This window comes from Rhizobium sp. CB3060, assembly GCF_025200735.1.
GTDB lineage: Bacteria > Pseudomonadota > Alphaproteobacteria > Rhizobiales > Rhizobiaceae > Rhizobium.
The window spans coordinates 394394-418414 of the sequence record NZ_CP104159.1; the positions used below are offsets into that span (position 1 = coordinate 394394).

General features: G+C 59.8%; 22 protein-coding genes. 4 read left to right on the forward strand and 18 right to left on the reverse strand.

Annotated features, from left to right (window positions below; genetic code table 11):
• Nucleotides 1–5 precede the first annotated feature (5 nt).
• From N2601_RS21305 to N2601_RS21330, 6 genes are all read right to left on the reverse strand, one after another.
• Nucleotides 6–1190 (reverse strand): hypothetical protein, encoded by a 1185-nt coding sequence (locus tag N2601_RS21305; protein ID WP_260304798.1) that lies wholly within the window; start codon nt 1188–1190, stop codon nt 6–8.
• 141 nt (nt 1191–1331) lie between these two features.
• Nucleotides 1332–2099, reverse strand: a complete 768-nt coding sequence (locus tag N2601_RS21310; protein WP_260304799.1) for an SDR family NAD(P)-dependent oxidoreductase — start codon at nt 2097–2099, stop codon at nt 1332–1334.
• Nucleotides 2100–2224: 125 nt separating this feature from the next.
• Nucleotides 2225–2929, reverse strand: coding sequence for a response regulator transcription factor (locus tag N2601_RS21315; protein ID WP_260304800.1), 705 nt, complete (start codon nt 2927–2929; stop codon nt 2225–2227).
• Between the two features lies 1 nt (nt 2930).
• Complete coding sequence (locus N2601_RS21320) at nt 2931–3308, reverse strand: response regulator (protein ID WP_260305285.1); 378 nt, start codon at nt 3306–3308, stop codon at nt 2931–2933.
• A 2-nt stretch (nt 3309–3310) separates the two neighbouring features.
• The gene (locus N2601_RS21325) at nt 3311–3952 is read right to left on the reverse strand and encodes a response regulator transcription factor (protein ID WP_104826261.1); all 642 of its coding nucleotides are present in this window, start codon (nt 3950–3952) and stop codon (nt 3311–3313) included.
• On the reverse strand, nt 3949–7641 hold the full coding sequence (locus N2601_RS21330) for a PAS domain-containing protein (RefSeq protein ID WP_260304801.1): 3693 nt from the start codon (nt 7639–7641) through the stop codon (nt 3949–3951). Before N2601_RS21330 ends, N2601_RS21325 begins: the two co-directional genes overlap by 4 nt.
• A 362-nt stretch (nt 7642–8003) precedes the next feature.
• On the opposite strand from N2601_RS21330, the gene N2601_RS21335 reads away from it, so the two are divergent.
• Both N2601_RS21335 and N2601_RS21340 read left to right on the forward strand, forming a co-directional pair.
• Entirely contained in the window at nt 8004–8981 is a 978-nt protein-coding gene (locus N2601_RS21335; protein WP_260304802.1) for a sensor histidine kinase, read from the forward strand.
• Nucleotides 8982–8998: 17 nt separating this feature from the next.
• On the forward strand, nt 8999–9391 hold the full coding sequence (locus N2601_RS21340; RefSeq protein WP_260304803.1) for a response regulator: 393 nt from the start codon (nt 8999–9001) through the stop codon (nt 9389–9391).
• A gap of 50 nt (nt 9392–9441) precedes the next feature.
• Here the strand turns inward: N2601_RS21340 and soxR are convergent, their stop codons facing one another.
• Nucleotides 9442–9876 carry a redox-sensitive transcriptional activator SoxR gene (soxR, locus tag N2601_RS21345; RefSeq protein ID WP_104826265.1) on the reverse strand — a complete coding sequence of 145 codons (435 nt, stop codon included), beginning with the start codon at nt 9874–9876 and terminating at the stop codon, nt 9442–9444.
• Between the two features lie 86 nt (nt 9877–9962).
• On the opposite strand from soxR, the gene N2601_RS21350 reads away from it, so the two are divergent.
• Both N2601_RS21350 and N2601_RS21355 read left to right on the forward strand, forming a co-directional pair.
• The gene (locus tag N2601_RS21350; RefSeq protein ID WP_260304804.1) at nt 9963–10685 is read left to right on the forward strand and encodes an SDR family NAD(P)-dependent oxidoreductase; all 723 of its coding nucleotides are present in this window, start codon (nt 9963–9965) and stop codon (nt 10683–10685) included.
• A complete protein-coding gene (locus tag N2601_RS21355; protein ID WP_260304805.1) occupies nt 10682–11734 on the forward strand; it encodes an S-adenosylmethionine:tRNA ribosyltransferase-isomerase in 1053 nt (350 codons plus the stop codon). The genes N2601_RS21350 and N2601_RS21355 overlap by 4 nt, the downstream gene beginning before the upstream one ends.
• Nucleotides 11735–11805: 71 nt before the next feature.
• Here N2601_RS21355 and N2601_RS21360 read toward each other — a convergent pair whose 3' ends face one another.
• From N2601_RS21360 to N2601_RS21410, 11 genes are all read right to left on the reverse strand, one after another.
• Complete coding sequence (locus tag N2601_RS21360) at nt 11806–13257, reverse strand: CYTH and CHAD domain-containing protein (protein ID WP_260304807.1); 1452 nt, start codon at nt 13255–13257, stop codon at nt 11806–11808.
• A 214-nt stretch (nt 13258–13471) separates the two neighbouring features.
• Nucleotides 13472–14818 (reverse strand): NAD(P)/FAD-dependent oxidoreductase, encoded by a 1347-nt coding sequence (locus N2601_RS21365; RefSeq protein ID WP_260305286.1) that lies wholly within the window; start codon nt 14816–14818, stop codon nt 13472–13474.
• A gap of 2 nt (nt 14819–14820) precedes the next feature.
• Nucleotides 14821–15708, reverse strand: coding sequence for a dihydrodipicolinate synthase family protein (locus tag N2601_RS21370; RefSeq protein WP_260304808.1), 888 nt, complete (start codon nt 15706–15708; stop codon nt 14821–14823).
• A gap of 151 nt (nt 15709–15859) precedes the next feature.
• The gene (locus tag N2601_RS21375) at nt 15860–16555 is read right to left on the reverse strand and encodes a GntR family transcriptional regulator (RefSeq protein ID WP_260305287.1); all 696 of its coding nucleotides are present in this window, start codon (nt 16553–16555) and stop codon (nt 15860–15862) included.
• 354 nt (nt 16556–16909) lie between these two features.
• The gene (locus tag N2601_RS21380) at nt 16910–17995 is read right to left on the reverse strand and encodes a hybrid-cluster NAD(P)-dependent oxidoreductase (protein ID WP_260304809.1); all 1086 of its coding nucleotides are present in this window, start codon (nt 17993–17995) and stop codon (nt 16910–16912) included.
• Nucleotides 17985–19238: an aromatic ring-hydroxylating oxygenase subunit alpha gene (locus tag N2601_RS21385; RefSeq protein ID WP_260304810.1), complete on the reverse strand. Its 1254-nt coding sequence runs from the start codon at nt 19236–19238 to the stop codon at nt 17985–17987. Before N2601_RS21385 ends, N2601_RS21380 begins: the two co-directional genes overlap by 11 nt.
• A gap of 237 nt (nt 19239–19475) precedes the next feature.
• Nucleotides 19476–20060 carry a TadE/TadG family type IV pilus assembly protein gene (locus N2601_RS21390; protein WP_260304811.1) on the reverse strand — a complete coding sequence of 195 codons (585 nt, stop codon included), beginning with the start codon at nt 20058–20060 and terminating at the stop codon, nt 19476–19478.
• Nucleotide 20061: 1 nt separating this feature from the next.
• Nucleotides 20062–20592, reverse strand: a complete 531-nt coding sequence (locus N2601_RS21395) for a TadE/TadG family type IV pilus assembly protein (RefSeq protein WP_260304812.1) — start codon at nt 20590–20592, stop codon at nt 20062–20064.
• Nucleotides 20589–21950 (reverse strand): TadE/TadG family type IV pilus assembly protein, encoded by a 1362-nt coding sequence (locus N2601_RS21400; RefSeq protein WP_260304813.1) that lies wholly within the window; start codon nt 21948–21950, stop codon nt 20589–20591. Before N2601_RS21400 ends, N2601_RS21395 begins: the two co-directional genes overlap by 4 nt.
• Before the next feature lie 315 nt (nt 21951–22265).
• Nucleotides 22266–23741: a monocarboxylate uptake permease MctP gene (gene mctP / locus N2601_RS21405; protein WP_260304814.1), complete on the reverse strand. Its 1476-nt coding sequence runs from the start codon at nt 23739–23741 to the stop codon at nt 22266–22268.
• On the reverse strand, nt 23731–23928 hold the full coding sequence (locus N2601_RS21410) for a DUF3311 domain-containing protein (RefSeq protein WP_260304815.1): 198 nt from the start codon (nt 23926–23928) through the stop codon (nt 23731–23733). Before N2601_RS21410 ends, mctP begins: the two co-directional genes overlap by 11 nt.
• Nucleotides 23929–24021 lie beyond the last annotated feature (93 nt).

The following is a 24021-nucleotide window of genomic DNA, read 5'->3' on the forward strand; positions in this document are numbered from 1 at the left end:
AGGGGTCAGGTGATTGCGTCGACCGCCGCCTTGACCCAGTCAAGGCGCTTGGCCGGTATGAGGCCGTAATTGTAGAAGTTCACGCCGTCAGCGCCGGCATCAACAGCGGCTTTGGCGCGCTCTGCGAGGATCGCCGGTCCGTCGACTTCAGGATAGAAGACGCGCAGACCCACGCCGAGGAACTTTCCCGGTCCGATCGCCGCCCGCCCGCTCCGGATGACCTCGCCGACAGCCTCCGGCTCCATGTCGTAGCAGCAGAGGATCGCCCCATCGCAAAGCTTGCCGGCTGCAACGAGATCAACGCCGCCGAGCCAGCCGTCCTTCAGGTCGATAAGCACGATGCGTGTCTCCGGATCAGCCGCAGCTTTGATCTCGCCAATCAGGCTGGTCACCGGTTCGGTGCGCCAGACGAGATAGGCGTACAGATCCGGATGGTCGCGAAATGCATCAATCCCGGCCGCGGGAAAGTCCGGGAATTGCCGCTCCGGGACGGCCCGTTCGCAGAGTTCCGCGATGAAGCGCGTGACCGATTGGCGCGCGCCTTCCACCGGCACGCCGGCCTTCATGGCGCGCGCCGTACAATGATCGCAAAAGCAGAGCGACAGCAGGAAATCGTCTTCGGCGTTAAGGCCGACGCCGTCTTTCTCGTGGTGATATTCGTGCGCGAACCCCATGAAATTCGGGCTCTCGAGCTCCAGCATGTCTGGCCGGTAGTTTGTCGTGATGTCGCGGATCAGAGTGACCACATAGGCCCGCGCCGCGGGGCTTGAGGGGCAAAGATTATAATAGTTGGGATTGCCAAAGGCGTTCCGAGTGACGTGATCGGGATGCAGCATGCCGAGGCGGGTATTATGGAGGCAGACCGTCCAGCACGAGACCTTGAGGCCTGTCGCGTCGCGCCCTTTGACGAGCGCTTCCAGCATGTCGCCGCGCTCGGCTACATTCCTGGCCATCAGCGGCCGGATCACCTTGTCCTGCCACAGTCTTTCGTCCGGCCGGAAGTAGACCGTCCCGTCTTCGGGAAAATAGGCCTTCTGTTGCGGACTTCTCGGCTGAAAGAACCGGCCGGCATGATAGGAGGTGGCCATGCTGATCGTGGTGAGGCCTGCGCGGCCGCGAAGGTCGGCGGCAAGCGCTTCAAGCCCCTGATCCTGAATGTCCCAGGGGTAGGTCCACATGGAAAAATGCATGGCGTGCTCCCGCTAATCTGTCCACTTTTTAGAACATGTGTCCATAATAGTGTCCAGGCCGATCTTTGGGTATGCGTTGCCGTTGCACGCTTGCTTGCGGCCTTGTCGTGAGAAGAATGCTGTTTAGTCAGCTATCGACGATCAGATCGCGGTAAAGCCATTGTCGACGAAGAGATGGATACCGTTGACGAAGTTGGATTCGTCCGAGGCGAGATAGAGGGCGGCGCGCGCCACATCTTCCGGCTCTCCGATCCGGCCTTGCTGCGCCGCGATTGCTTCATCCGAAACATCAACGCCGAGGGCCTGCAGCTCAGCCACCTCGCGCAGACCGTGCGGCGTGCGGATGAAGCCGGGGCAAACGGCGTTGCAGCGAATATTGCGATCGCGGAACTCGACGGCAATGGCGCGGGCGAACATGTGCACAGCGCCCTTCGTCGTATCGTAGAGCACTTCCATCGGCGTCGCCGCGACCGCCGAGATCGACGACGTGCAGACGATGGAGCCGCCGCCGGCTGCGATCATGCCCGGAAGCACGGCTTTGGTCATCAGGAACATCGAGCGCACGTTGACGCCGTGCAGCCATTCCCATTCCTGCAGTGTCGTTTCGAGAAACGGTTTGATGACGATGGTGCCGGCGTGATTGAAAAGGACGGTCACGGCGCCGAAACGGTCCTCGATGCCCTTCACTGCCGCATTGACGGCTGCTTCGTCCGATACGTCGGCAACCCAATAGTCAGCAACGCCGCCGGCATCCCGGATCGCCCGCACTGTCTCCTCAGCCGCGTCGCCATTTCGGTCGATAATCGCAACCGTTGCGCCTTCCGCCGCAAACAAGCGTGAAGCCGCCCCGCCCATTCCGGTGGCTCCGCCGGAAATGATGGCAATCTTGTTCTTGAGCCTATCCGTCATTTATTCCCCCGCATGTCATTGTCAGTTTTGAAGAATCTCGCAAGTCCGCGAACTTGTCGACGCCATTTCCGGAAACTGCGCTTGGATTCCTTTCGAGACAAGCCCTTTGTATCAACTCGGCTCAATCATGTTACAGCCCGATGTGCGCCAGCCTCGCGCATCGGTGCCGGCAGTGTTTCCCATGCCCGGATCAGTTCGCCGATAGAGGCTGCCTCCATCTTGTGCATGACATTGCTGCGATGCAGCTTGACCGTCACTTCGCTAATGCCGAGATCGAAGGCGATCTGCTTGTTGAGGCGTCCGTGCGCCACTTCATAGAGAACCTCGCGCTCGCGCTGTGTCAGCGTCTCGAGGCGTTCGATGTTCCGATTGGCGATCGCGGCTTGCGCCCGTCGTTCGGCATCCATGGCAATGCCCGCCGTCACGGCGTCGAGCAATGTTTGGTCCCGCACCGGTTTGGTGAGAAAATCCACGGCGCCGGCCTTCATCGCCTCGACGGTCATCGGAATGTCGCCATGCCCGGTCAGGAAGATGATCGGTTTGGGATTGCCGTTTTCGGCCAGATGACGCTGCAGATGGAGACCACTCGTCCCCGGCATGCGCACATCGAGGATCAAGCAGCCGGGATTGTCCAGGATATCGGCATCAAGCACTTCGCGGGTCGAGGCAAAACTGATGGGCCGGAAGCCCGCCGACAGGATCAACTCCGAGAGTGCCTCCCGAACGGATGCGTCATCATCGACAATGATGACGAGCGGCTGATCTTCTTCGCTTCTCCGCCGCGGTGATGGCGGTGCCGATCTCCGCGGGAAAGATTGTTCAACTTTCATCTTACCCTCCATCTCTTGACTGATGCAAAGCATTGGCGATGGCCGCGAGCAGGGCCTGGGCATCGAATGGTTTCCGGAAAAATCCGCTGATGCCTTGAGCGCGGCCCTGATCCGCTATCTCGTGGCGGCCTGTGATCAGGAAGACCGGCAGCTCCGGACGCAGCTTCCTCACCAGGTCACGAAGCTCAAAGCCATCCATGCCGGGCATCCCGATGTCGGTGATGAGCACGTCTAGGTCCGATAGCCCGTCGACGAGCAATGATCCCGCCGACGGGAAGCTGCGGGCCGCATAGCCAGCGGATTCCAGAAGATCGCCCACCGATTCCAGTAGCCTTGGATCGTCATCAACGATTGCCACTACATGTCTTGTCTTGTTCATATTCAATTTCCTCCCACGCGGCGCGAGTGGGTAATCGGGATTTCCAATCTCTCCGCAATACGCACGAGATCGGCGAGCGATGCCGCCGCCATTTTCTGCATGACGTTCCTTCTATGGATTTGCAGCGTGACTTCGCTAATCCCCAGTTCAGCCGCCGCCTGTTTGTTGAGAAGGCCACTCACGACGAGCGGCAAGACCTCGCGCTCTCGTGGCGTCAGGTCGAGGTAGCGTTGCCTCAGCATGCCGAGTTCGGCGCGTTCCGATCTCTTTTCCCGATCCTGGGCGATCGCGGCGTGGATCGCTGCCATCAGATCGGCGTCGCTGAAAGGCTTGGTCAGGAAATCCACGGCGCCGTGTTTGATCGCACGTACCGACGACGGAATGTCGCCGTGCCCCGTAATGAAGACGATCGGCGGATGATCTCCCTCTGCGATCTGCCCCTGCAGATCGAGGCCGTTGATATCAGGCAGCTCGATATCGAGGATGAGGCAGGCCGGGAAATCCGGTTTGTCCGCGCTCACATAATCGCCGGCCGATCCGAACGCGATGGCGCGCATGCCGTGCGAGTCCAGCAGATCGCCGAGCGCCTCCCGAATGCGTTCATCATCGTCCACGATGAAGACAATATGATCGTCCGTCGTCATTGCGCTGCCTTCATTTCAACCGGCAGGGTGAAGATGAATGTCGCCCCACTCGGTTCATTCTTTTCGGTCCACAATCGTCCGCCGTGTAACTCGACGATCGAGCGGCAGATCGCCAGCCCCATGCCCATGCCGTTTGCTTTTGTCGTGAAGAAAGGTTCGAATATTCTCTCGGGAAATTCGATGCCCTGGCCGTGATCGCTGATTTCGGTCCGGACGACATCGCCCATATGGCGCACGCGCATCCCGACCACTCGCTCGCCTGCCATGGAGTCCATCGCATCCATGCCGTTGCGAATGAGATTGATCAGAACCTGCTGGATCTGAACGCGATCGATTGCGATGAGCGGAAGGCTGCCGTCAATCTTCACGTCCATCCGAACGCGATGCCGCAACGCTTCGTCGGCCATGAGGTTGCGCGCTTCGTTGATGACGCTCGCGAATGCCGTATAAATCCTCGTATCTATGGATTGCTTGAACAAGGCGCGTATACGGCTGACGACGTCAGCAGCCGAGTTGGCGTCCCGGATGATGCGCTCTACCGTTTTTTCCGCCCGCTCGATATTGGGCGGTTCGGCCATGAGCCAGCGCTGGCAGGCGTGCGAGTTTGCCACGACAGCCGCCAAGGGCTGGTTTACCTCGTGCGCAATGGAAGCCGAAAGCTCGGCAAGGCTTGCCGCCTGGCTCGCGCGCGCGAGGCCCTCTCGTGCCCGCTGCAGCTCTTCCTGTGCGCGAACCTCGCCGTCGATATCGATGCAGATGACATTCCACTGCACGATGGCGCCTTCGGGATTGCGCATCGGTGCGGCGCGTGTCTCGATCCAGCGATATTCGCCATCGAACCGCCGCAGGCGATGCCTGCGCGCATACGGCTCGCCGGTGGATAAGGAATGGGCATAATTCTCCTTGACGCCCTGGAGGTCATCGGGATGAACGCCGGCGTCGAGTGTGCCGGCCAGCCGGGATTTTCCAGTTCCGTCCAGGTCTTCAAGCTTATAACCAAGGAAATCACGGAGCTGGGGATTGCGATAGACCGGCTCCCCATCGGGTGCCGCACAATCGATCATCGCGGGCAGCGTTTCGACGAGCTGCCAGAGCGAGCGCTCCCGCGTGCGCAATTCCTCCTCGATGCGCAGTTGATCATCAATATCATGCGAGAGACCGTACCATTGGATGATTTTTCCGCTTTGATCGCGCAGCGGCTCCGCGCGGCCCGACATCCAGCGATAAACCCCGTCGGCACGACGCAGGCGATAGTTCAGGGAAAAGGTCTCGCCGGTGGCGAGCGAGCGGTCGAGCGCCTCCGACAGTCGCGCCGCATCATCCGGATGGACGAGAGACGCTATCGCGGCGGCGAGGCCACTCATTGTCAGCCCCTCATAAGCCTCGCTGTCCAAACCGAAAAACTCGATGGTGCGTTTGCTGAAGTAAACCGGCTCGCCGGTTGGACTTAACCGCCAGAGCAGGCTCGGAACCATGTCGGCGAGCTGCGAGAACTCCCGCTCCCGGTTGCGCAACGCCTCCTCGGCCTTCTTGCGCTCAGTGATATCGATAAAGCCAACCAGGCTCTTGTCGGCCACGGCGCCGGGGCGGGCGGTTGTGAAAAGGACGTCGATGACGCTGCCGTCCATTCGGGCCACCTTGGTCTCTTCCTGAAAGATCTCCTCACCGCGATAACGCGCCTCGATGGAACGGCGTATGGTGGCAATCCCCGGCTGCCAGTACCGGGTAATCGGCCCCCGCATCTCCCCGGTATCCTTTGCGCCGAACATCTCGATGATATGCCGGTTGACTTCTTCAACCTCCAGCGCTTCCAAGGCGCGCGGCAGGAATTCGGGGTGCTCGTCTATATAGGTTCTGAGTTCCGTCACGCCCTGCGCCCGCAACTCCTTGAACAGGGGTATCAACTTGCCGGCATCCACCTGGGCCAGCCCGATCGGCATATAGTGGAACAGGTCTCGGTAGCGGCGCTCGCTTTGCCGCAAGGCCTCCTGCGCGGTCACGAGGTCATCGATATCGAGGCAGACGCCATACCATTCCACGATCCGCCCCTCCGGATCGCGTAGCGGCTCTGCGCGCCCCTCGGTCCAGCGATAGGCTCCGTCGGAGCGATGCTGACGATACTTCATTGCAAAAGGGGTACCCATCTCGAACGAGTGTGCGAGTGCCTGCTTCACCGCCTGTCTGTCTTCCGGGTAGACATCGGCCAGCGACAGCGATCCGTCCGGCGCGACCAAGTCTTCCAGAGTGACCCCAACCGTATCCATGAGCCGCTTGTTGATGTAGGACGGCACTCCTTCAGGCGTCGCGCTCCAGATCAGAGCGGGTACGGCGTCGATGAGCTGCCGCAACTGCCGTTCACTTTCGCGCAATGCGTTCTGCGCACGCACTTCATCGTCGATGTCGATGGAGATTGCGAACCACTGCACAATCGCTCCGCTTTGATCCCGCAGCGGCTCCCAGCGGCCGTCCACCCATCGGTAAGCGCCGTCCGCGCGGCGCATGCGATATTTCATCGAGTAGGGCTCACCGGTGGCGAGGGAGTGGCGGACCGTCTCCAATAGGCGGGCCGAATCTTCGGGATGGACGAGAGTCGTAATGGCTGCCGCCAGCCGGCTCATGTTAGGCTTGTCCAATTGCGCTATGTCGTCCAAACCGAAGAAATCGAGCAAGCGCTTGTTGAAGAAGGTCGGCTCGCCTTCAGGTGTCAGACGTCTGATCTGGACGGGCACCATGTTCACGAGCTGCGAAAGCTCGTTTTCGCGCTCACGCAATGCCTCAACGCTTTGGCGTAATGTGGCCACCGCAAGCTGGTGCTGTCGCGATATGGCGGCCACGATGAGCGCTGAACATGCCGAGATTGCCAGAAAAAGCTGCAGCATGATCTGGTTGTGCTTCTGAGACCCGGGATCACCGACAAATTGGCCGGCGCCGGATATCGTGAATAGCGCCGTGATCAGGGCAAGAAGTGTCAGGGTCACGGCGGCGCCTTTGAATTCGAAACGCACCGCGGCCCAAAGAAGAGGGGGCATGACAATGTAGCTGAAGGGCAAGGCGCCGCTCAAGGAAAGGGCGGCGACACCGAGAAAGATCAGCCCCAGGAGGCAGGCTTCCAGCCATCGCGCGGGCGAGAGCTGGGCCTCACCGCGCCAGTTCTGGAACACGACCAACGCCAGCGGCGCTACGATCAAGACCCCGGTGGCATCCCCGATCCACCATAAGGGCCACGCCGTCGTGAAGGATTGCGATTGCATGTCGAGCCAGGCAAGCGTCGCACTTCCGATCGTGGCACTTACGATCGGCGCGATGACAGCGGCAAAGACGACGAATGAGAGAACTTCCTGCAAGGTTTCCAGCCGAACCGGACGGCCACAGGTCCGATTCACAAGCCATGCGCCGACCACCGCCTCAAGAGCGTTGCCGGCATAGATCAGGAAGGCCGCGGGCAGCGGACTTTGGAACCAAAGGTTGCTGAACAATTCAGCCAGACACCCCGCCACTATCCACCACGGCCAACTTTGCCTGGGGGCGAGGACAAGCGTGGCGATGAAAAGCCCGCTCGGAGGCCAAATGGAAATACCGGTTCCAGGGACGATTGCGAGCGATTGAGCGAATCCGCAGCCCAAGACATAAGCCGCGATAAAAAGCCCTAAGTGCAGGAATTGAGGGCGGTACGACCAGACGCGCATCATGGGCTGCTCCTGCGGGGCAAAGAAAGCCTGGGATCGTCAGTGCTTCGAGCGGCTTCTTCTCGATATCGGGACTGGCGAGCCCATGCAGCACCCTAGTCTCGTGACAACAGCGCTGCAACTTATGGAAATCCATGTATTGATGGACACGTAGCGGCTTTGCTGCTCGCCGACACGCCGCATCTGGCGGAATGTGTGTCGAGAGCGGCTTGTCAAATAATATGAAGCCGCCATCTTTATTTTAGTGCCCATCGCCAGTCTCGCTCGCCTTTCAGGCTGGTGAAATCTGGTTAAGCAATCCGACGTTTATCTGAGGACGAGAACGTCAACATGCGAATACTTCTAACCAGGGAAAGATTTCCTCGATGATGTTGGAAGACCTGTATCGCTTACTGAGAAGCAGCCACGTCCAAGCCCAAGGTGTCGTCGATACGATGACCCAGCCGGTGGTCGTCCTGGATCAGGGGTTTTGCGTGGTGACTGCCAACAACGCTTTCATCCGCACCTTTAAAGTCGAGCGGGATGACATCTTGGGGCGCAGTTTCTTTGATCTAGGCAATGGCCAGTGGGACATCGAAGAGCTTCGGCAACTCATAGCTTCGGTAATTCCCAAGGCATCTGCCGTGATCGGATTTGAGGTGACGCACGACTTTCCTGCGATCGGTCGGCGGACTTTTCTCGTCGATGCCCGGCGCCTCGTTCATCCCGACGACAACAGCACCAACGTCCTCGTTCTTTTCGACGATGTTACCGAGCGCCAGCGCCACGAGGCCGAGCAAAACTTCATCATCTCCGAAACCCGGCATCGGATGAAGAACCTGTTTGCGGTCGTGCGCGCGATCGCGATGCAAACGGGGACCGAAGGCCGGACCGCAGAGGAGTATCGCGACGCCTTCCTTGGACGGTTGGAGGTCACTCTACGTGCCCAGGAGCTCGTTTCAAACAAGGGAACGGCTGATCTTGCCGTTTTGCTGAAAACTACAATCAGCGAAATTGGCGTGGATCGGCTTCATTTTGAGGGGCCGACAGTGCAACTATCGAGTTCAAAGGTCCTTCCGATCAGCATGATGATCCATGAGCTGGCCACCAACGCGGTAAAATACGGCGCCTTGTCCGTTCCTGAAGGCGAAATCCATGTGAAGTGGTCGCTGGAAGCCGGGCCAAAAGAACGAAAATACCTGAAATGCGAGTGGCGGGAAGAGAAAGGCCCGGGCTTGGCACCGCCGACACGCAAAGGCTATGGAACGGAATTGATCGAGGGTACTGCTGCCCATTTGGGCGGCGAGGTGGAGCTTGCCTATGGCGGCCGTGGTTTGACTGCAACGATCAAACTCCCTGTGTGAGGATGTGATGAGCGGACATGCGAGAGAGAGAGAGAGAGAGAGAGAGAGAGGATGTACGCGGGAACCTCGTCCTCATAGTCGAAGACGAGTTCTTCATAGCGATGGAACTGAGGGAAGCGTTGATCGAGGGAGGTTTTCGCGTGCTCGGACCGGTCGGCTCGGTCGAGGATGCCCTCGATCTCCTGCAAGACGAACGTCCGGATGCAGCAGTCCTGGATGTCAATCTTGACGATGAAAAGGTGACACCAGTCGCAATTCTATTGAAGTCGCTGGGCGTGCCCTTCGTCCTCGCGAGCGCATGCGAAAAGTCCGAACTGGCCCAGAATGCAATCCTTGCCAATGCTGTCAACGTGGGAAAGCCGACCGATATGAAAGGCCTGCTCGGTGTGATCCAGGCTCTCACGATGTAGGCCTGCAGCCGAATGCCGTCACGCATCGCTCCGGGGATGCGGCCGCCTATTCACCCCAGCCAATATCTCGGCCCTGGCCCCTTGCGTCCCGCCACATCGGCAGGGTTGGCGAGGCTGCATCGGTCGATCGACAGGCAGCCGCAGCCGATGCATTCGGTAAGCCCCGACCGCAGCCGCTGCAGCTCGGCAATGCGCTCATCGATGCGCTTTGCCCATTCGCCCGATAACTCCGACCAATCCCGACGCGATGGCATACGGTCGGCCGGCAGCTTGTCGAGTTCCGCGCCGATCTCCTCAAGCGTCAGCCCGATCCGCTGCGCAAAGATGATGAAGGCGATCCGGCGCAATATGGATCGGTGATAGCGCCGGTGCCCCGAGCCGGCGCGCTCTGAGGCGATCAGCCCGCGCTCCTCGTAGAAACGCAAGGCAGATGAGGCAACGCCGCTGCGCCGCGATACGTCCGTGATGGTGAGCATCGGATCCATGCGTAAACAAGAGCACGATTCCCGCTTGACTTCAAGTTAACTTGAACTTGTAGCAGTTGTTGGTACCCATTGAAGGAGCACCAGCAATGCAGATGAATATCGATCTTCAGGGACTTCGCGTGGCGATCACGGGCGGCACGTCGGGGTTGGGACTGGCCCTCGTGCGCCAGCTTGCGGCGAAGGGGGCGCGTGTCGCCTTCGTCGCTCGCACGGCAGCGAATGTCGAACGCATCGCAGCCGAGACGGGCGCGCACGGCATCGTGGCCGACATCGGCAAGAAGGGCGATATCTATCCGGCCGCGATGCAGGTCACCGCCAGCCTGGACGGGGTCGATGTCCTGATCAACAATGCGTCGAGCCTCGGCCCTGTCCCACTGGCGCTTCTGGCCGATACCGAGTGCGAGGAGCTGGAGGCGGCGCTTGCGGTCAATCTCCTTGGTGCGTTCCGGCTGACGAAGGCGCTGTTCGGCGCGCTTGCCGCGTCTGCACGCGAGGGCCGCGGCTCACTGGTGATCAACATCTCCAGCGATGCGGCGGTCAATGCCTATCCCGGCTGGGGAGTGTATGGCGCGAGCAAGGCCGCTCTTGCCCATCTGACGGCGATTTGGGACGAGGAAGCGAAGCCCGACGGTATAAGGTTCCTCGCGCTTGACCCTGGCGATATGGACACCCCGCTTCACGCACTGGCACTTCCCGACGCCGATCCGTCGACCTTGAAGGCTCCCGAGCTCGCCGCTGCCGAGATCATCGAGAAGATGCTCACCGCGTTGCCGGTCCGTGCCGCGCTTATAGCCGGAGGACAGGCATGATCGCCGATGACCAATCCGACCGCCACTCCGCCAAGCTGCTTGTCATCGAGGCGGATGGCACGATGCGCGACATGCCGCGCAGCAAGCTCGCGGCGCTGTTCAATCCCGGCGATCTTGTTGTCGCCAATGATGCCGCGACCTTGCCTGCCAGCTTGCACGGAATCCATGCGCCAAGCGGGAAGGCGGTCGAGATCCGCCTCGCCGGCTGGCTATCACCTCCCGATCCTACTCGCTTCGTGGCAATCGCCTTCGGCTCGGGCGATCATCGGGCACGCACGGAAGACCGGCCGGCACCGCCACCGCTGTCGCCGGGCGATCAGCTTCGGCTCGGCCCGCTCGAGGTCGTCATAGAGCGCCTTTTCGACCATCCTCGCCTTCTTGAACTGCGTTTCCTCAGCAACCAAGCGGCGGTGTTTGCCGGTCTGGCGCAATATGGCCGGCCGATCCAATATGCGCATGTTCCCGAACCGTTGGCGCTGTGGGATGTATGGACGAAGATTGCAGCCCGACCGTTCGCCTTCGAGGCGCCGTCGGCAGGCTTTGCGCTCGACTGGCGCACGCTTCAGGCATGGCGCCGGCGCGACATTGGCTTCGCGTCGCTCACGCATGCTGCGGGCATTTCCTCGACCGGCGATCCCGCACTCGACTCACGTCTTCCCTTCGACGAGCCTTACAGCATCCCCGAGCGCACCGCAGAGCAGATCGCGCGGGCGAAGCTCCAGGGCAGGCGCATCATCGCGATCGGCACGAGCGTCGTGCGCGCCCTCGAGGCGGCGGCCAATCCCGACGGCAGCGTTCGCGCCGGAAATGGCGTTGCGACGGGGCGCATCGCCCAGGGCACGCCGCTCCGCGTGGTCGATACGATTTTGACGGGCGTCCACCAGCCCGGAGAAAGCCATTTCGAGCTTCTGCGCGCCTTTGCGGATGATGCCCTGCTCGCCAAGGCTTCCGCAGCGCTTACCGCAGGGCGATATCGCACGCATGAATTCGGCGATTCCGTGCTGTATAATTTGCCAGCCGCCGCTGCGGCCGGTTCGGACAGAACCTGACCGAAACGCTCACGACGAAGCCCCCGGGGAGATCGCCATGATCCTCGGGCATCCCTGCTGTAAAATAATATTCAGCGCCAGAACTTCTTCGCGTCCAGCACCTCGTCAAGCGAAACCTGCGCGTCGTCTATCAGCGCATCCTTGTCCGCATGGGAAATAACGCTGTCGGCAGCCGGATGGTTGGTCAGACCATGCTTGCTCAGTACGTTGGGCCCGGTTGCAAGATCGTTCAGCAATCCAAGATGGTCCTGAAGCCTCCCCATTGCGCCGATAAAACGCCGGTGAAGGCGCACGCCGCGCTTGTTGTCGAACAGTGACCCGAAGAACTCGGCCGCATAACGCAGCTTCTTCGCGTCCTTGCGAGCCTCGTGGCGTTGACGATCGTCGACCTTGGCGAGCGCCTGCCCGTGCTTCTTCAGCTTCTTGCGCATTCGGTTGAGCGCCATTTCGGCAAACTCCAACGCCGACAGGCCCCGCACGTCCTCAGTCTCGGGAAGCGAAAGATATTCGCCGCACCGAAGCCATTCGTTAAAATCCAGCATGAGCGCGCGGGCACGACTGGAGTTCAATCCCTCAACCACGTCGTCGTATGCAGCCTCCCGGGCATCCGTCAGCCGGCTCCGCAGGTCTGAGTCCGTCGCCTTTGTCAGCAGCACATCCAGATTGCGCGCCTCTCCGAGGACCCCGGCCAGCCAGCGCAGCTCGTCCTTCAGTCGTTGCGGCTCATCGCCCGGAAGCATTCGCTTGAACAGCGAGAAGTCGGAGCGCAGGCGACGCAGCCCTACGCGGGCCTGGTGCAGCGTTTCAGCATTTCGCTGCCGCAGCAGGACATCCTCGTTCAAACGAAACTGCCGGAAGCACGAGGCGGCAATTGTTTGAAAGGCATCGGATGCGTGCATATTCTGATCGAGGCGAATATCCTCCGCCTTGAAAACGGACTTCTGCTGCTCGATCAGCGCGAAGCCCCTTTCCGCCTTGGAGCGAACGCCAAAACGAATGGGCGCGACCGCTTCGATCTTGCGTGCGAATACGAATAGGTCCTTCTGATTGCCATCCTTCAGCTCAAGCTCGGCTTCCCGCACGGCGGTGTTCCGGTCACCAGAGACGACCGATCCCTGGTCGATGACCACCTCAATCAGGGAACCGTTTTCCTTCACGGTCCAAACGCGCCTCTCGATTTCCACGTTGAAGGCGGGCGACACGGCAAGTTCCTCACCGAACTCGGTTTTGAGCGGATTGGAATCGTCGACGACCGGCTTGTCCCCTTCGATGGGCGTCTCCCATTCCGAACGGGCAAAAAGAGATTGGCTCTGGCCCACCGCTTTCACGGTCTGGACATGAACATCGCCGGTCTGACGGACACGGAGGGTGAACCCGTTCTGAAAAAGCTTGTGATCGTCGGTATCAAAATAGGTTGAAGTTTGTTTCAGGACCTTTTCAGGGTTGGTAAGGGGGGTGAACCGCGACAGCCGTTTTGCGGCCTCCGTGGAAAGCTCAAGCTTCAGTTCGACTTCGGGTGACATCGAAGACCTCCGGCGCGTACGCGTATTAGACTACCCCATAAGACATTATAACGCCTCAAGGGTCTGATGGTTCGGTCCAATCACCCCCTATGAAACAATAATGATGTCAGCCTGCGACATGGGTTTGCGGATGCCTGCGCGAGAGGTCGCTTCGGCGGTATGGGCTCGCCTCGCCACTATCATCTTCGCCGGCGGCGCAGATAAAATTCGCGTCTCATTCGGCCCCGGCACTCCATTCCCGGTAGGCCAGATGGAGCTTCGCTCCGATCGTGGTCAGCGGCTGCGGCGGCAGCGCAACCGGTGCTGCCAGGCGATTATAGACACGGCCGAGTTCGGACTCGTGCCCGAGCACGCGCTCGGCCGCGGCTATGCCGGCAGCGGTCGAATTCGACGCGCCTAGTCCGTTGCAGCCGCAGGCTGCGAAGACACCTCGTTCGATTTCTCCGAAGGCCGGCACATGGTTCCGCGTCAGCGCCATCGCGCCTCCCCAGCGGTACTGCATGCCGACGCCGGCAAGCGTGGGGAAACGATGTGAGAACTTGCCGTCATGCAGGCGGCCGGCGCTGCGGATCGCGGCATCGCTGATCTCAATGCTCGGATTGTAGCTGTAGCGCGAACGTATCAGAATGCGGTCGCCGCCGCGGGTATTGATGCGCCGCACCGTCGTTCCCATCGGCAGCGCAGGTGTCGCCGCCCACTTTCTTTCTCCGCCTAGCCTTGCCGGATCGAATTCCTCCGTCAGCGATGCATAGGTGAAGACGTGAAGGAGGCGTCCGCGGAAAAAGCCGAAGCTTTCCGCATGGCCGTTATTGGCCATGATGATCCTGCCCGCCTGCACCGAGCCCTTCGGCGTTTTCACCAGCCAGCCGCCGCCGAAGCGCTCGAAGGAAAGAGCAGGTGTCTGCTCGAAAAGCCTCACCGGCTCCTTCAGACAGTCGGCCACTCCGCGGATATAAGCGGCCGGCTGGATGATGATCGTGCCGGGCGAGAACAGGCCGGAGGTGAAGGCCTTCGATCCCGTCACCGCTTCGATCTCGCTGGCTTTGAGGAGCCGATGGGCTTCGCCCATTTTCGAAAGCTGCAGCGAATAGGCTTCGAGATGCTTGTCGCCTTCGGCGCTCATCGCGACGCTGTAGCGGCCGCAGGGATCGAACAGCTCCTGTCCCCAGCCGTTCTCTGCAGCGAGTTTGGTCGCGAGCGCGATTGCCGAACGCTGCAGGAGCACGGAGTCGCGGAACTTGCCCTCCGACTCGCCGCTGAAATCGTTCGAGGAGACCTCGTGCGGAAGATCGATGATGAAGCCGGAATTGGCGCCGGCCGGACCTTCGCCGACGATACCCGCTTCGAGAACAGCCACCCGGACGGTCGGGTCGAGCTGCGAGAGACGATGCGCCGCGGAGAGACCGGCAAAACCGCCGCCGATGATCGCGACGTCGACGTTGATCGCTTCGCCCAAGGCCGGGCGCGGCGTGCGCGGCGGAAGTGTCGCCACCCATCCCGACACGCCCGCGCGCTTGGGAAGCTTCGATGCGACGAAGACGTTCTTTGCGGCCTGGGTCACGGTCAAATCGCTTCCCGTTCCATAAGCGCTTCGAGGGAGCGGCGGAGAGCGGGAAGCTTTTCCGGAGCAAGCGCGCGCAGCGGCTTACGCGGCACTCCCGCCCCGTAACCGGTCAGTTCGGCGGCCGCATAGACGGACTGCACGTAGTCTCCTTCCCAGATCAGCCCCATGGACGGCTCCAGAATCTTCCAGAGCTCACGGACCTCGTCCCACCTGCGCTTCGATGCTGCCTCGACGAGCGCGACCGAGGTTCGTGGAGCGAAGTTCGCACCACCCCAGATCAAACCGTCACATCCCGCATAAAGCGCATAGGGAACGAGAGGGTCGGCGCCGTTCATCACGAACCGGCCGGTACGAATGAGTGCCGCCTGCTTTCCAAGATCGCCGCTGCTGTCCTTGACGGCACAGAATCCGGGAATTTCGTTCAGCTTCTCCAGAAGTTCGGGCGTGATCGCAACACCGACCGCCTGCGGTACGTTGTAACCGATGACCGGCAGACCCGCCTTCGCAACCTCGCTGTAGAAATCAAGGATTCCCTGATCGTCCGTCGGTCCTTCGAAGAAAGGTGGAAGAATCATAACGCCTTCGGCGCCGGCATCGCGGGCGCGCACCGTGCGCTCGACCACGTCCTCCACCAGGAGAGCCGATGTCTGAGCGATCACCTTCGCCCGACCGTTGACGATGCGCGCACCGCGCCTGACGAGCTCCTCCGATTCCTCCTTGGAAAGATAGACATGCATCCCGGTGCCGGAGCTGAACAGGAAGCTCCTGACGCCGGCTGCAAGGTAGCGCTCGACATTGTGTTCGAGACGCCCGTAGTCGATGCGGCCGGCATCGTCGAAGGGAGTGGCGATGGCAAGGTTTAGGCCTGGAAATTGAAAGTTAGACATTCTTGTCATGTCCCCCGAGGTTAGGTGAAAGGTCGAGGCATTTGGCAGGCAACAAAGGGCTCTTCTTTACCCGGCTATGTTCCTGCTTGCTTGGAAGTTCGCTCATCGGCCTCTCCAGCGATGGTTTTGGTTTGTTCTTCGAGATGCCGTCCTAGAGGGTCGGCGTTTCCATACCCTCGGGGGCCGCATACATGGCCATGTTTCGACGAGAGAGTTCGATGTGCAGGCGCGCCAGCTCGGCCGAGGCATCGGCGTCGTGTCGTTCGATGGCCTCGATCATTTCGTCATGCTGCCGGGATGCAAGCTCCAGTTCTTCCTGCATGCGCGGCGTGTTCGGATGCTTGTAGAAGATCTTCCCGATACGGGCGTGGTCGATCTGCAGGCGCCGGAGACTGGGAACGAGATAGACGTTGTGCGCCATCTCGCCTATCTGTCGGTGGAACTGGTCGTTATAGAAGACGCGACCCTCGGCGTCGCAATTGTCGACCGCCTTCTGAAAGGTCCGCTGAATCTGCTTCAGAGCGTCGAGTTCTGCCCGAGTACGGTTCTCGGCCGCCAGTCTATTCGCGGTGATGTAGATCATCGGCGCCATCAGAAAGTAGTCCCGTAGCGACTGGTAGCTCATCGAGCTGACCCGAGCGGCTCGGTTCGCTTCCAGCTCGATGTAACCTTCGCCAGCCATCTGGCGCATCAGCTCCCGAACCGGCGGGCGGGATAGGCCGAACTCCTCGCTCAGCGCCACTTCGTCCAGAACTGAGCCAGGCGGCAATTCCATGGTGAGGATCCGTCTGCGCAGGGCAAGACTAAGGCTGGCCTTGCGGTCGGGGCTCGCGATGTCGGTCGTCATATCATCGTCGCTCATGTCATTATCCTTTTAGAAGACATTAAGTAGACATAAGATAGACGTCAAGTCTTTCATGGAAATTGCGGCGTCTTTCGCAGCGGTCTGTGCCGCCTGACACGCGAGATTTCAGGATTAGAAAGTGTGGACTTGGATCGCTGCCCACATCCGGCCGGGCAGTCGGCCGCGGCCCGCCAAAGCATCTTCGGGAACGGAAGGTGCTTTGGCAGCCGACGTCCATGGCCGCCCCATAATTGATGCCTTGGTGTGCGTAAGAAGGCGCGCCCCCACGCTTCAGACGGATCCTCTGGCAACCGAACGACAGAGGTAGCGATGCCGGCGTCACCTAAAGCGACTGATTTACCGCTCTATGACGAGATCACTCAGAGGCTTGGAGCAGCAGGGAAGAAACAGCCCCGCGTCGATCTCGCGCTGGCGGATACCACCATTGTGTTTCATATCCACGGAGCCCGACACCAGCTTCGACTTGCAGGTGCCGCAGACGCCGTTGGCGCAGGAGGAGGGAATCCTTATGCCGGCTTTCTTAGCGCAGCTCAGCACCGTCTGCTCGTCGGCTACCTCGATCTTGCGAGCCTGCTTCGAGAATTCGACCTGATATACCTTTCCAACCGGCACTTCCGGCGCGGCGATCTCGTTTTCGTCGATTACCGCGGCGTCGAAGCTCTCCTCGATATAGCCCGACGACGGTACTCCGAGACCCCCGGCGATCGTGCGGGCTGCGGCCATGAAGGGCGCCGGGCCGCAGCACATCACGGTCCGTTCGGCAATGTCCGGAACGGCAAGCTTCATGAATTCGGCGGAGATCCGGCCCGTCAGGCCGGACCAGGATGGCTCTCCGGTCACGACCTCAGGAAGGAAATGCAGCCTGACGTTCTTCATCCTTATGGCAAGGTTCGAAAGCTCTTCACGAAAGATGAGATCCCGTGGGGTGCGGGCCGCGTGCATGAAGACGATATCGGTGGGGCGGCATGTGTCGCCGAAATCCCGGAGGATGGACATGACCGGGGTGATGCCCGAGCCGCCGGATAGCAGCAGGAACTTCCTGGCTGTGCCGGGGCGGACGAAGTGCCCCAGCGGCCCTTGTGCCTTGACGGTGGTTCCGACGGCCATGTTGTCGTGAAGCCAGTTCGAAACCTTGCCGTTCGCAACCCGCTTCACTGTCACGGTGAAAGCGTTTGTCCGCTGCGGCGAGGACGAGATGCTGTAACAGCGGCTTTCGGTCTCCGCACCCATGGCAAAGTCGAAGAGAAAGTACTGACCCGCCTGGAAGGCGAAATGCTTTCCCTCGGGAGACGCGAACGTGAAACTTTTCACGTCATGCGTCTCCTGATGAACGTCCAGGCACACGAGTGTGTCATCGCGCTCGATATCCCAGAACTCCGCCCTCTGCGGAGCCAACGAAGTCTGCATCGCGTTAGTATCCATTTGCGCGCATCCGATCGATGTACCAGGTTGCGAATTTGTCGAGGGTGGTCTCCGAGAAGCGCGAGTAGGGGCCGGGAAGATAGGCCGGATCAAGAGCGCCTGCATGCGCCCTGCCTACGAGTTCGGAGTCCTGATCGGTCGTTGCGACCCAGACGTCGGTCAGCTTTTGCAGATCGTAGTCCACACCCTCGACGGCATCCTTGTGAACCAGCCATTTGGTGCGAACCAGCGTCTTTCCGGCCGAAAGCGGAATGACGATAGACACAACGGCGTGGTCGCCCATGAAGTGGTTCCAGCTATTGTGACCCCAAAGATGGGTGTCGCCGAGATCCTTTCGCGTCATGCTGCCGAGCAGCTTCGAGCACGCAGCCGTCGCGTCAGGCGTCTGGGATTCGCCGGCGCCGGCGATGATGAGGCGCTGGGTTCTGAAGTTGGTGGCGCAGTCCACGAGCTGTTCAACGGCGGCGGACGGAAAACCGTCTGCTTCCCAGCTTTTGGTGCGTTCGGCATAGAGCGCTTCGTGCTGCCTGGCCTCCTCCAGATCTTCCGGGCTCAGCGCCTCCGGATCGAAGCCGAAATCGAGATCGACGAACGACACGCACAGCTCCGGATGGTTGGCGGAGCAGTGATAGCACTCGCGATTGTTTTCCATCGTGAGCTTCCAGTTGCCGTTCTCAATGACGTCGGTCTGGTAGGCGACCTTCGCATTGCGGATATCGTATGGAGCCAAGCGCTCGGTCATAACCTGCTCGAGCCGGTCGATGTCTTCGGGAGGATTGTCGGAAAGGCAGGCGTAGATCAGTCCGCCGATCGACTTGAAGTTCACCGGTCGGAGGCTCTTGCAGCTCTTGTCGAAGTCGATGCCCATATGGGGCGCGTGCGCTAGCGTGCCGTCGAGCTCATAGGTCCATTGATGGTAGGGACAGACCAGCTTCGAAATGACCGTCGATCCTGCGTCCAGGATACGGGCGCCGCGATGGCGGCAGACGTTGTGGACGACGCGGATCTGGTTGTCGTCGTCACGCAGAATGATCAGGCTGCTGTTGCCGATGTCGACGACCGTAGCGTCGCCCGGTTCCGGAACGTCGCAGTCGAGGCCGATGCAGATCCAATGCTTCCTGAAAAAGACATCGAGGTCAGCCTCGAAGACATCGTCTCTAATGTAGAGTCCGGCGGGAAGCGAATGACCGTCGGCGCGGCTGTCGAGCAGCGAGGAAATCGACGAAGCGAATGTCTGTAGCATGAACTGACCTCATGAATTGGATGTCCAATTCTTCGCCCAACTGGCCGACCCTTCAACGGCATAAATTTGCTGCTTTCGCATAACTTATAGTAATGCCAAAAGTAGCCGGCGGAACGTCGCCGTGAGAGCTCACGATGCGGCTCTTGCAATTCATTGAGTGGCTTAAAGCGGAGGATGGCGGACCGGGGACGAGATGATCTCAGCGGTGCCCGAAATGCTTAGAGCTGACCTTCCGGCCTATTTGTAAGTAATCTTGTCGCTGGCTCTTGGACGATTGAAGAAATAGCGGTCGAAGCTATAGCCATCCGTGCCGGTAAAGGTTGCAAAAAAGGCCGAGACGGGGGTTGTAAATGTATATTTCACCCGCGTCAGCACGACCTGCACGCCGTCTTCCTGTATCTGCGATGGTATCGTGACTGAGCTTGCCACGCCGGAGCTGAGGGCGGATGTATTGAACGCGGCAGACCAGTTGACCGTCGCACTGCCAGTGCTGCTGATATCGTTCACCGAGACCGTGATCGTCAGCCCTGTGGTGTTATAAGGCTGCAGGATGAAGCTCGCGCCGGTAAGAAGCTTTGCGACGTCGGACTGTGTCCAGGTGCCCTGCTGCGAAATCATATCGCCCGTGGTGGAGGCGATCTCGTCTATTTTCCGGCTGACCGTGAGCGCATGGCCGAGATCGACGGCGCCAAACAGGAGAGCTGTCAGGAGCGGCAACAGGAGAGCGAATTCCACGCCCGAAGCACCCGACCGATCGCGCGCCAGATAACGAACGGAGAATTTGGTCAGCCGGCAAAAGGACAGGTTCCGTTTCGGGATCATGTTAGAAAGGCTCGTTGCGGAACAGAACGGAAGATCCGAGCAGATAGCGGCCATCGGAAAGCTCAGCGCTCGACAAGGTGAGAAAATTGACGACGGCGGTCCAGGGCAGAAACGCCTGGACGAGGATGTAATCGCTGCCCTTGCCGATATTATAAGTCTCGGTGACGGTGAGATTGCCGCTGCTGTCGATGGGATCGGTGCTAGCGACGGTCGATATGTCGGAAAGTACGTCGACCTTTACCAAAAGACTATCGGAGCATTCGAACGACAGGAGCATGTCGGCACAAATTTTTGCCTTGAAATCGGCCAATGTGAGGTTGGAGGATGCGACCTCGCCGGTACGGATCATTCGCGAGATCTTTTGCACCGAAGCGTCCAGTGCGGAGTTCACGAAAAACATCAGCGACACTTCGATGGTCGCAAATATGAACATAAACAGCGGTATGGCCAGGATCGCGAATTCGATCGCGGCGACGCCGTGGCGATCAGCGAGGAAGCGGCACAGGAGTGCAAACGGTTTCGCTCGCCTCATTGGGTCAGCCGCACGGATGAGAGATATTGCGTAAAGAGCGCTGACAAACCCGTCGTGATGTCCGTCGACGACGAGGCAGAAATGAACAGGCTCTTGGAAGATGCGCAGTCGGCAAGCGCATAGGGGATGTAGTCGCGTCTCGTGATGCTTGTCGATACGCCGCTATCCATGGTGCCGCCCCAGGTGCTCTTCCAGCTGGCGCTCGCCATGGTCGAACCGACGGTTGCGTTATAACCCCAGTCCGTGGTGATCGGCAGATATTCGGTATAGAGAACCGCCATGGTGGCGGACTGGTTCTTGACGTAGCCGCACCAATCCGGATTCAGCGGCGCTACCTTTTTCCAGTATAGCCCTGAAACAGCCTTGTTACCGCTCCATGTCACCCCGTTGATTACCCATTCGCGCTGCGACTGGACGCCGTCCGTCAGCAGGAGAACCAGTTTGAGTGGTTTTGCCGAAGAGGTGCCGTCCCCACCGGTACCGACCATCTTCTTCAGCGCCGTCAAGGAGACGTCAAAATAAGTATAGGTCGTCGACGTTGCGCTTGTGAGACCGTAGCTGTTGTCTGAAAGGCGTTTGCGCGCGGTCGTGGTATCGAGGGTCGGAGCCAGAACTTCCGTGGCCGTGTCACCCAAGCTGTATAGTCCGACTTTGATACGTTCATGATTGCTGTCGGACTCATCGATCATATCGAGCACTTCGCTGACGGCGTCTACGGCGACGTCGGCGCGCAACTTTATACTTTTCGCGGTGCTATATTCGTAGTTGTTGGCGTAAGATTTACCGCTGACCGTATGTGCATCGCCCGTGTGGCAGGCGAACTGGCATCCGATGCCGGAGTACATGGTCTGCTGTCCCGCAGTCGTTGCCGCCAGAAGCATCGAAGGGGATTTGTCGATGACGACGTACACGTTGAGATAGGACGTGGCCGGCCCTTTGACGGCACTTGCCACGCTGACGGGAACGGTAGTGATATTCGCGAGCTGCATCAAAGTCGTCGGAACGGTGCCGCTTGCCGTTGCCGTTATGCGATGGTTGCTCGTATCGATTTCGATGTCGCCAAGCGTATAGCTGCTTTCCACCTGCGCATGGAACCAGTCGGAAACCTTTTCCTTGAGAGCGTCGGTGTCTTCGGTGTCGATCTGTTTGACGGCGGCGATCAAGGCCGCGTCAAGATCGCTTTGCATGCTCTGCCTGACATTGTAGGCCCGGATATAGTCGAAACTCGCTCCGACAGCGAGGAGCATGGGCACCATGGCGAGGGCAGTGACGATGGCGACGTTGCCGCCTCTGTCCTTTCGCAGACGGCGAAGGATTTTAAAGAGCCGACTAAGTGAATATGAAAAATCCGAGCTCAAAAACCACCATCACTTATTTCATAAAAATAGTGATGACGATAACGTGTCGAAGAAGGTTAACCCTCTGTGCATTCTTACGTGTTCCGGAGGCAAGCGCCGCCGTCAATCGGATATTCCTTTCGCTTATTGTATAAGTCTGCGTATTCTGGATATTAGTATGATAATTCCGCGCGTCCTAAAGTGAGGTGCGGGAAGTGGTGAAACGGTCGTTTTGTGCCGCTTTTCTAGGAGCAGGATAGGGGTTCCGATCGCATGCCCTCCCTAGATGGTGTTCATCCGAAGGACCGCATTGTTGCGGTCCTTCGGCTTTTTGCTTCAAGCCCGCGCCGCGGTCCTTGCCGGCACGACGGCGTTGATCACCACCGCTACGGCGATGTTTGCCGCAAGAGCAAGCAGGCCGGTATAGATGGTGAACGGTTCTCCGCCGAGGCTGATCAGGTGCAGCGGCTTCCAGCCGGCATCCCAGACGAGGAAGGTGCCGCCGATGAAGCCGACGAACCAGCCAGCAAGCAGGCCCGGCGCACGGAACCAATTGGTGTAGAGGCCGAAGACCAGGGCAGGAAGCGTCTGCAGGATCCAGATGCCGCCCAGCAATTGCAGGTCGAGCGCAAACTGCGTCGGCAGGAAGATGATGACGAGCAGGGCACCCACCTTAACCACGAGCGAGGTCAGTTTGGCGACCTTGGCTTCGCCCGCGCTGCTTACCTCCGGATTGACATAGGCCTTCCAGAAATTGCGGGTGAAAAGGTTTGCCGCGCCAATGCTCATCACCGCCGCCGGAACCAGGGCGCCGATCGCAATCGCCGCGAAGGCAAAGCCGGAGAACCAGCCTGAAAACAGCGTCTTGAAAAGCGCCGGCACCACATCATTGGGGCTTTCGAGCTTCAGGCCAGCGGCGTGGCCCATATAGCCGAGCAGGGCAAGAAGACCCAGCAGCAGCGTATAGGCTGGCAGCAAGACGGCATTCTTGCGGATCGTCTTGCCGCTATTGGAGGCGAAGATGCCCGTCAAAGTATGCGGATACATGAAGGCCGCGAGCGCCGAGCCCAAGGCGAGCGTCGCATAGGCGACATACTGGTTGCCGCCGAGGAGTAGGTTGCCGGATCCCTTGGCCTGGAATGCGGCATCGGCTGCAGCGAATACGTTGGCATAGCCGCCGAGCTTTGAGGGAATGAGTGCCACAGCAGTGATCACCACGATGTAGATCATGATGTCCTTGACGAAGGCGATCAAAGCTGGAGCGCGCAGACCCGCCGAATAGGTGTAGAGCGCCAGCACAATGAAGGCGATCGCCAGCGGCAGTTCGCCATGCAGGCCGAGAGCCTTCAGAACGGTCGTCATGCCGACGAGCTGCAGCGCGATATAGGGCATGGTGGCGATGACGCCGGTCGCCGCCACGGCGAGTTCGAGTGGGCGCGAACCGTACTGGCCATGCACGACGTCACCGGCGGTCACGTAGCCGAAATCCCTTGCCCGCTTCCAGAGAACCGGCATCACCATGAAGACGAAGGGATAAACGACGATCGTATAGGGCAGAGCGAAGAAGCCATAAGCGCCGACCGTGTAGACAAGCGCCGGAACGGCAATCACCGTATAGGCCGTATAGAAATCGCCACCAACCAGGAACCAGGTGATCCAGGTGCCGAAGCTCCGGCCGCCGAGGCCCCATTCGTCGATATGGGCAAGCGTGGCTGGTTTGCGCCAGCGGGAGGCGACGAAGCCCAAGATTGTTACGAGCGCGAAAAAGAAGAGGAAGACGGCGAGCGCCGTGCTGTCGATCTCAGTCGTCATGGCGCGTGCTCCGATAGGCGATAAAGGTCAGCGCCGCGGTAATCGGCACCCAGAGAAGCTGGTACCAATAGAAGAAGGGAAAACCGAACAAGGCCGGCTCGCGCATGTTATAGAGGGATGGCCAGAGCAGGCCGATGTAGGGAATGACGAGCAGCCAAAGCGCTGCCTTGCTCCGTGATTTTTCCATGTCAGATACCTTCCGGGCGCCACACGTGGCGGCAAGTTGCGGTTGTCAGCGTGGAAGGCGAGCCTGTCAGTCGCCAGCCGAGGCCAGCTTGGC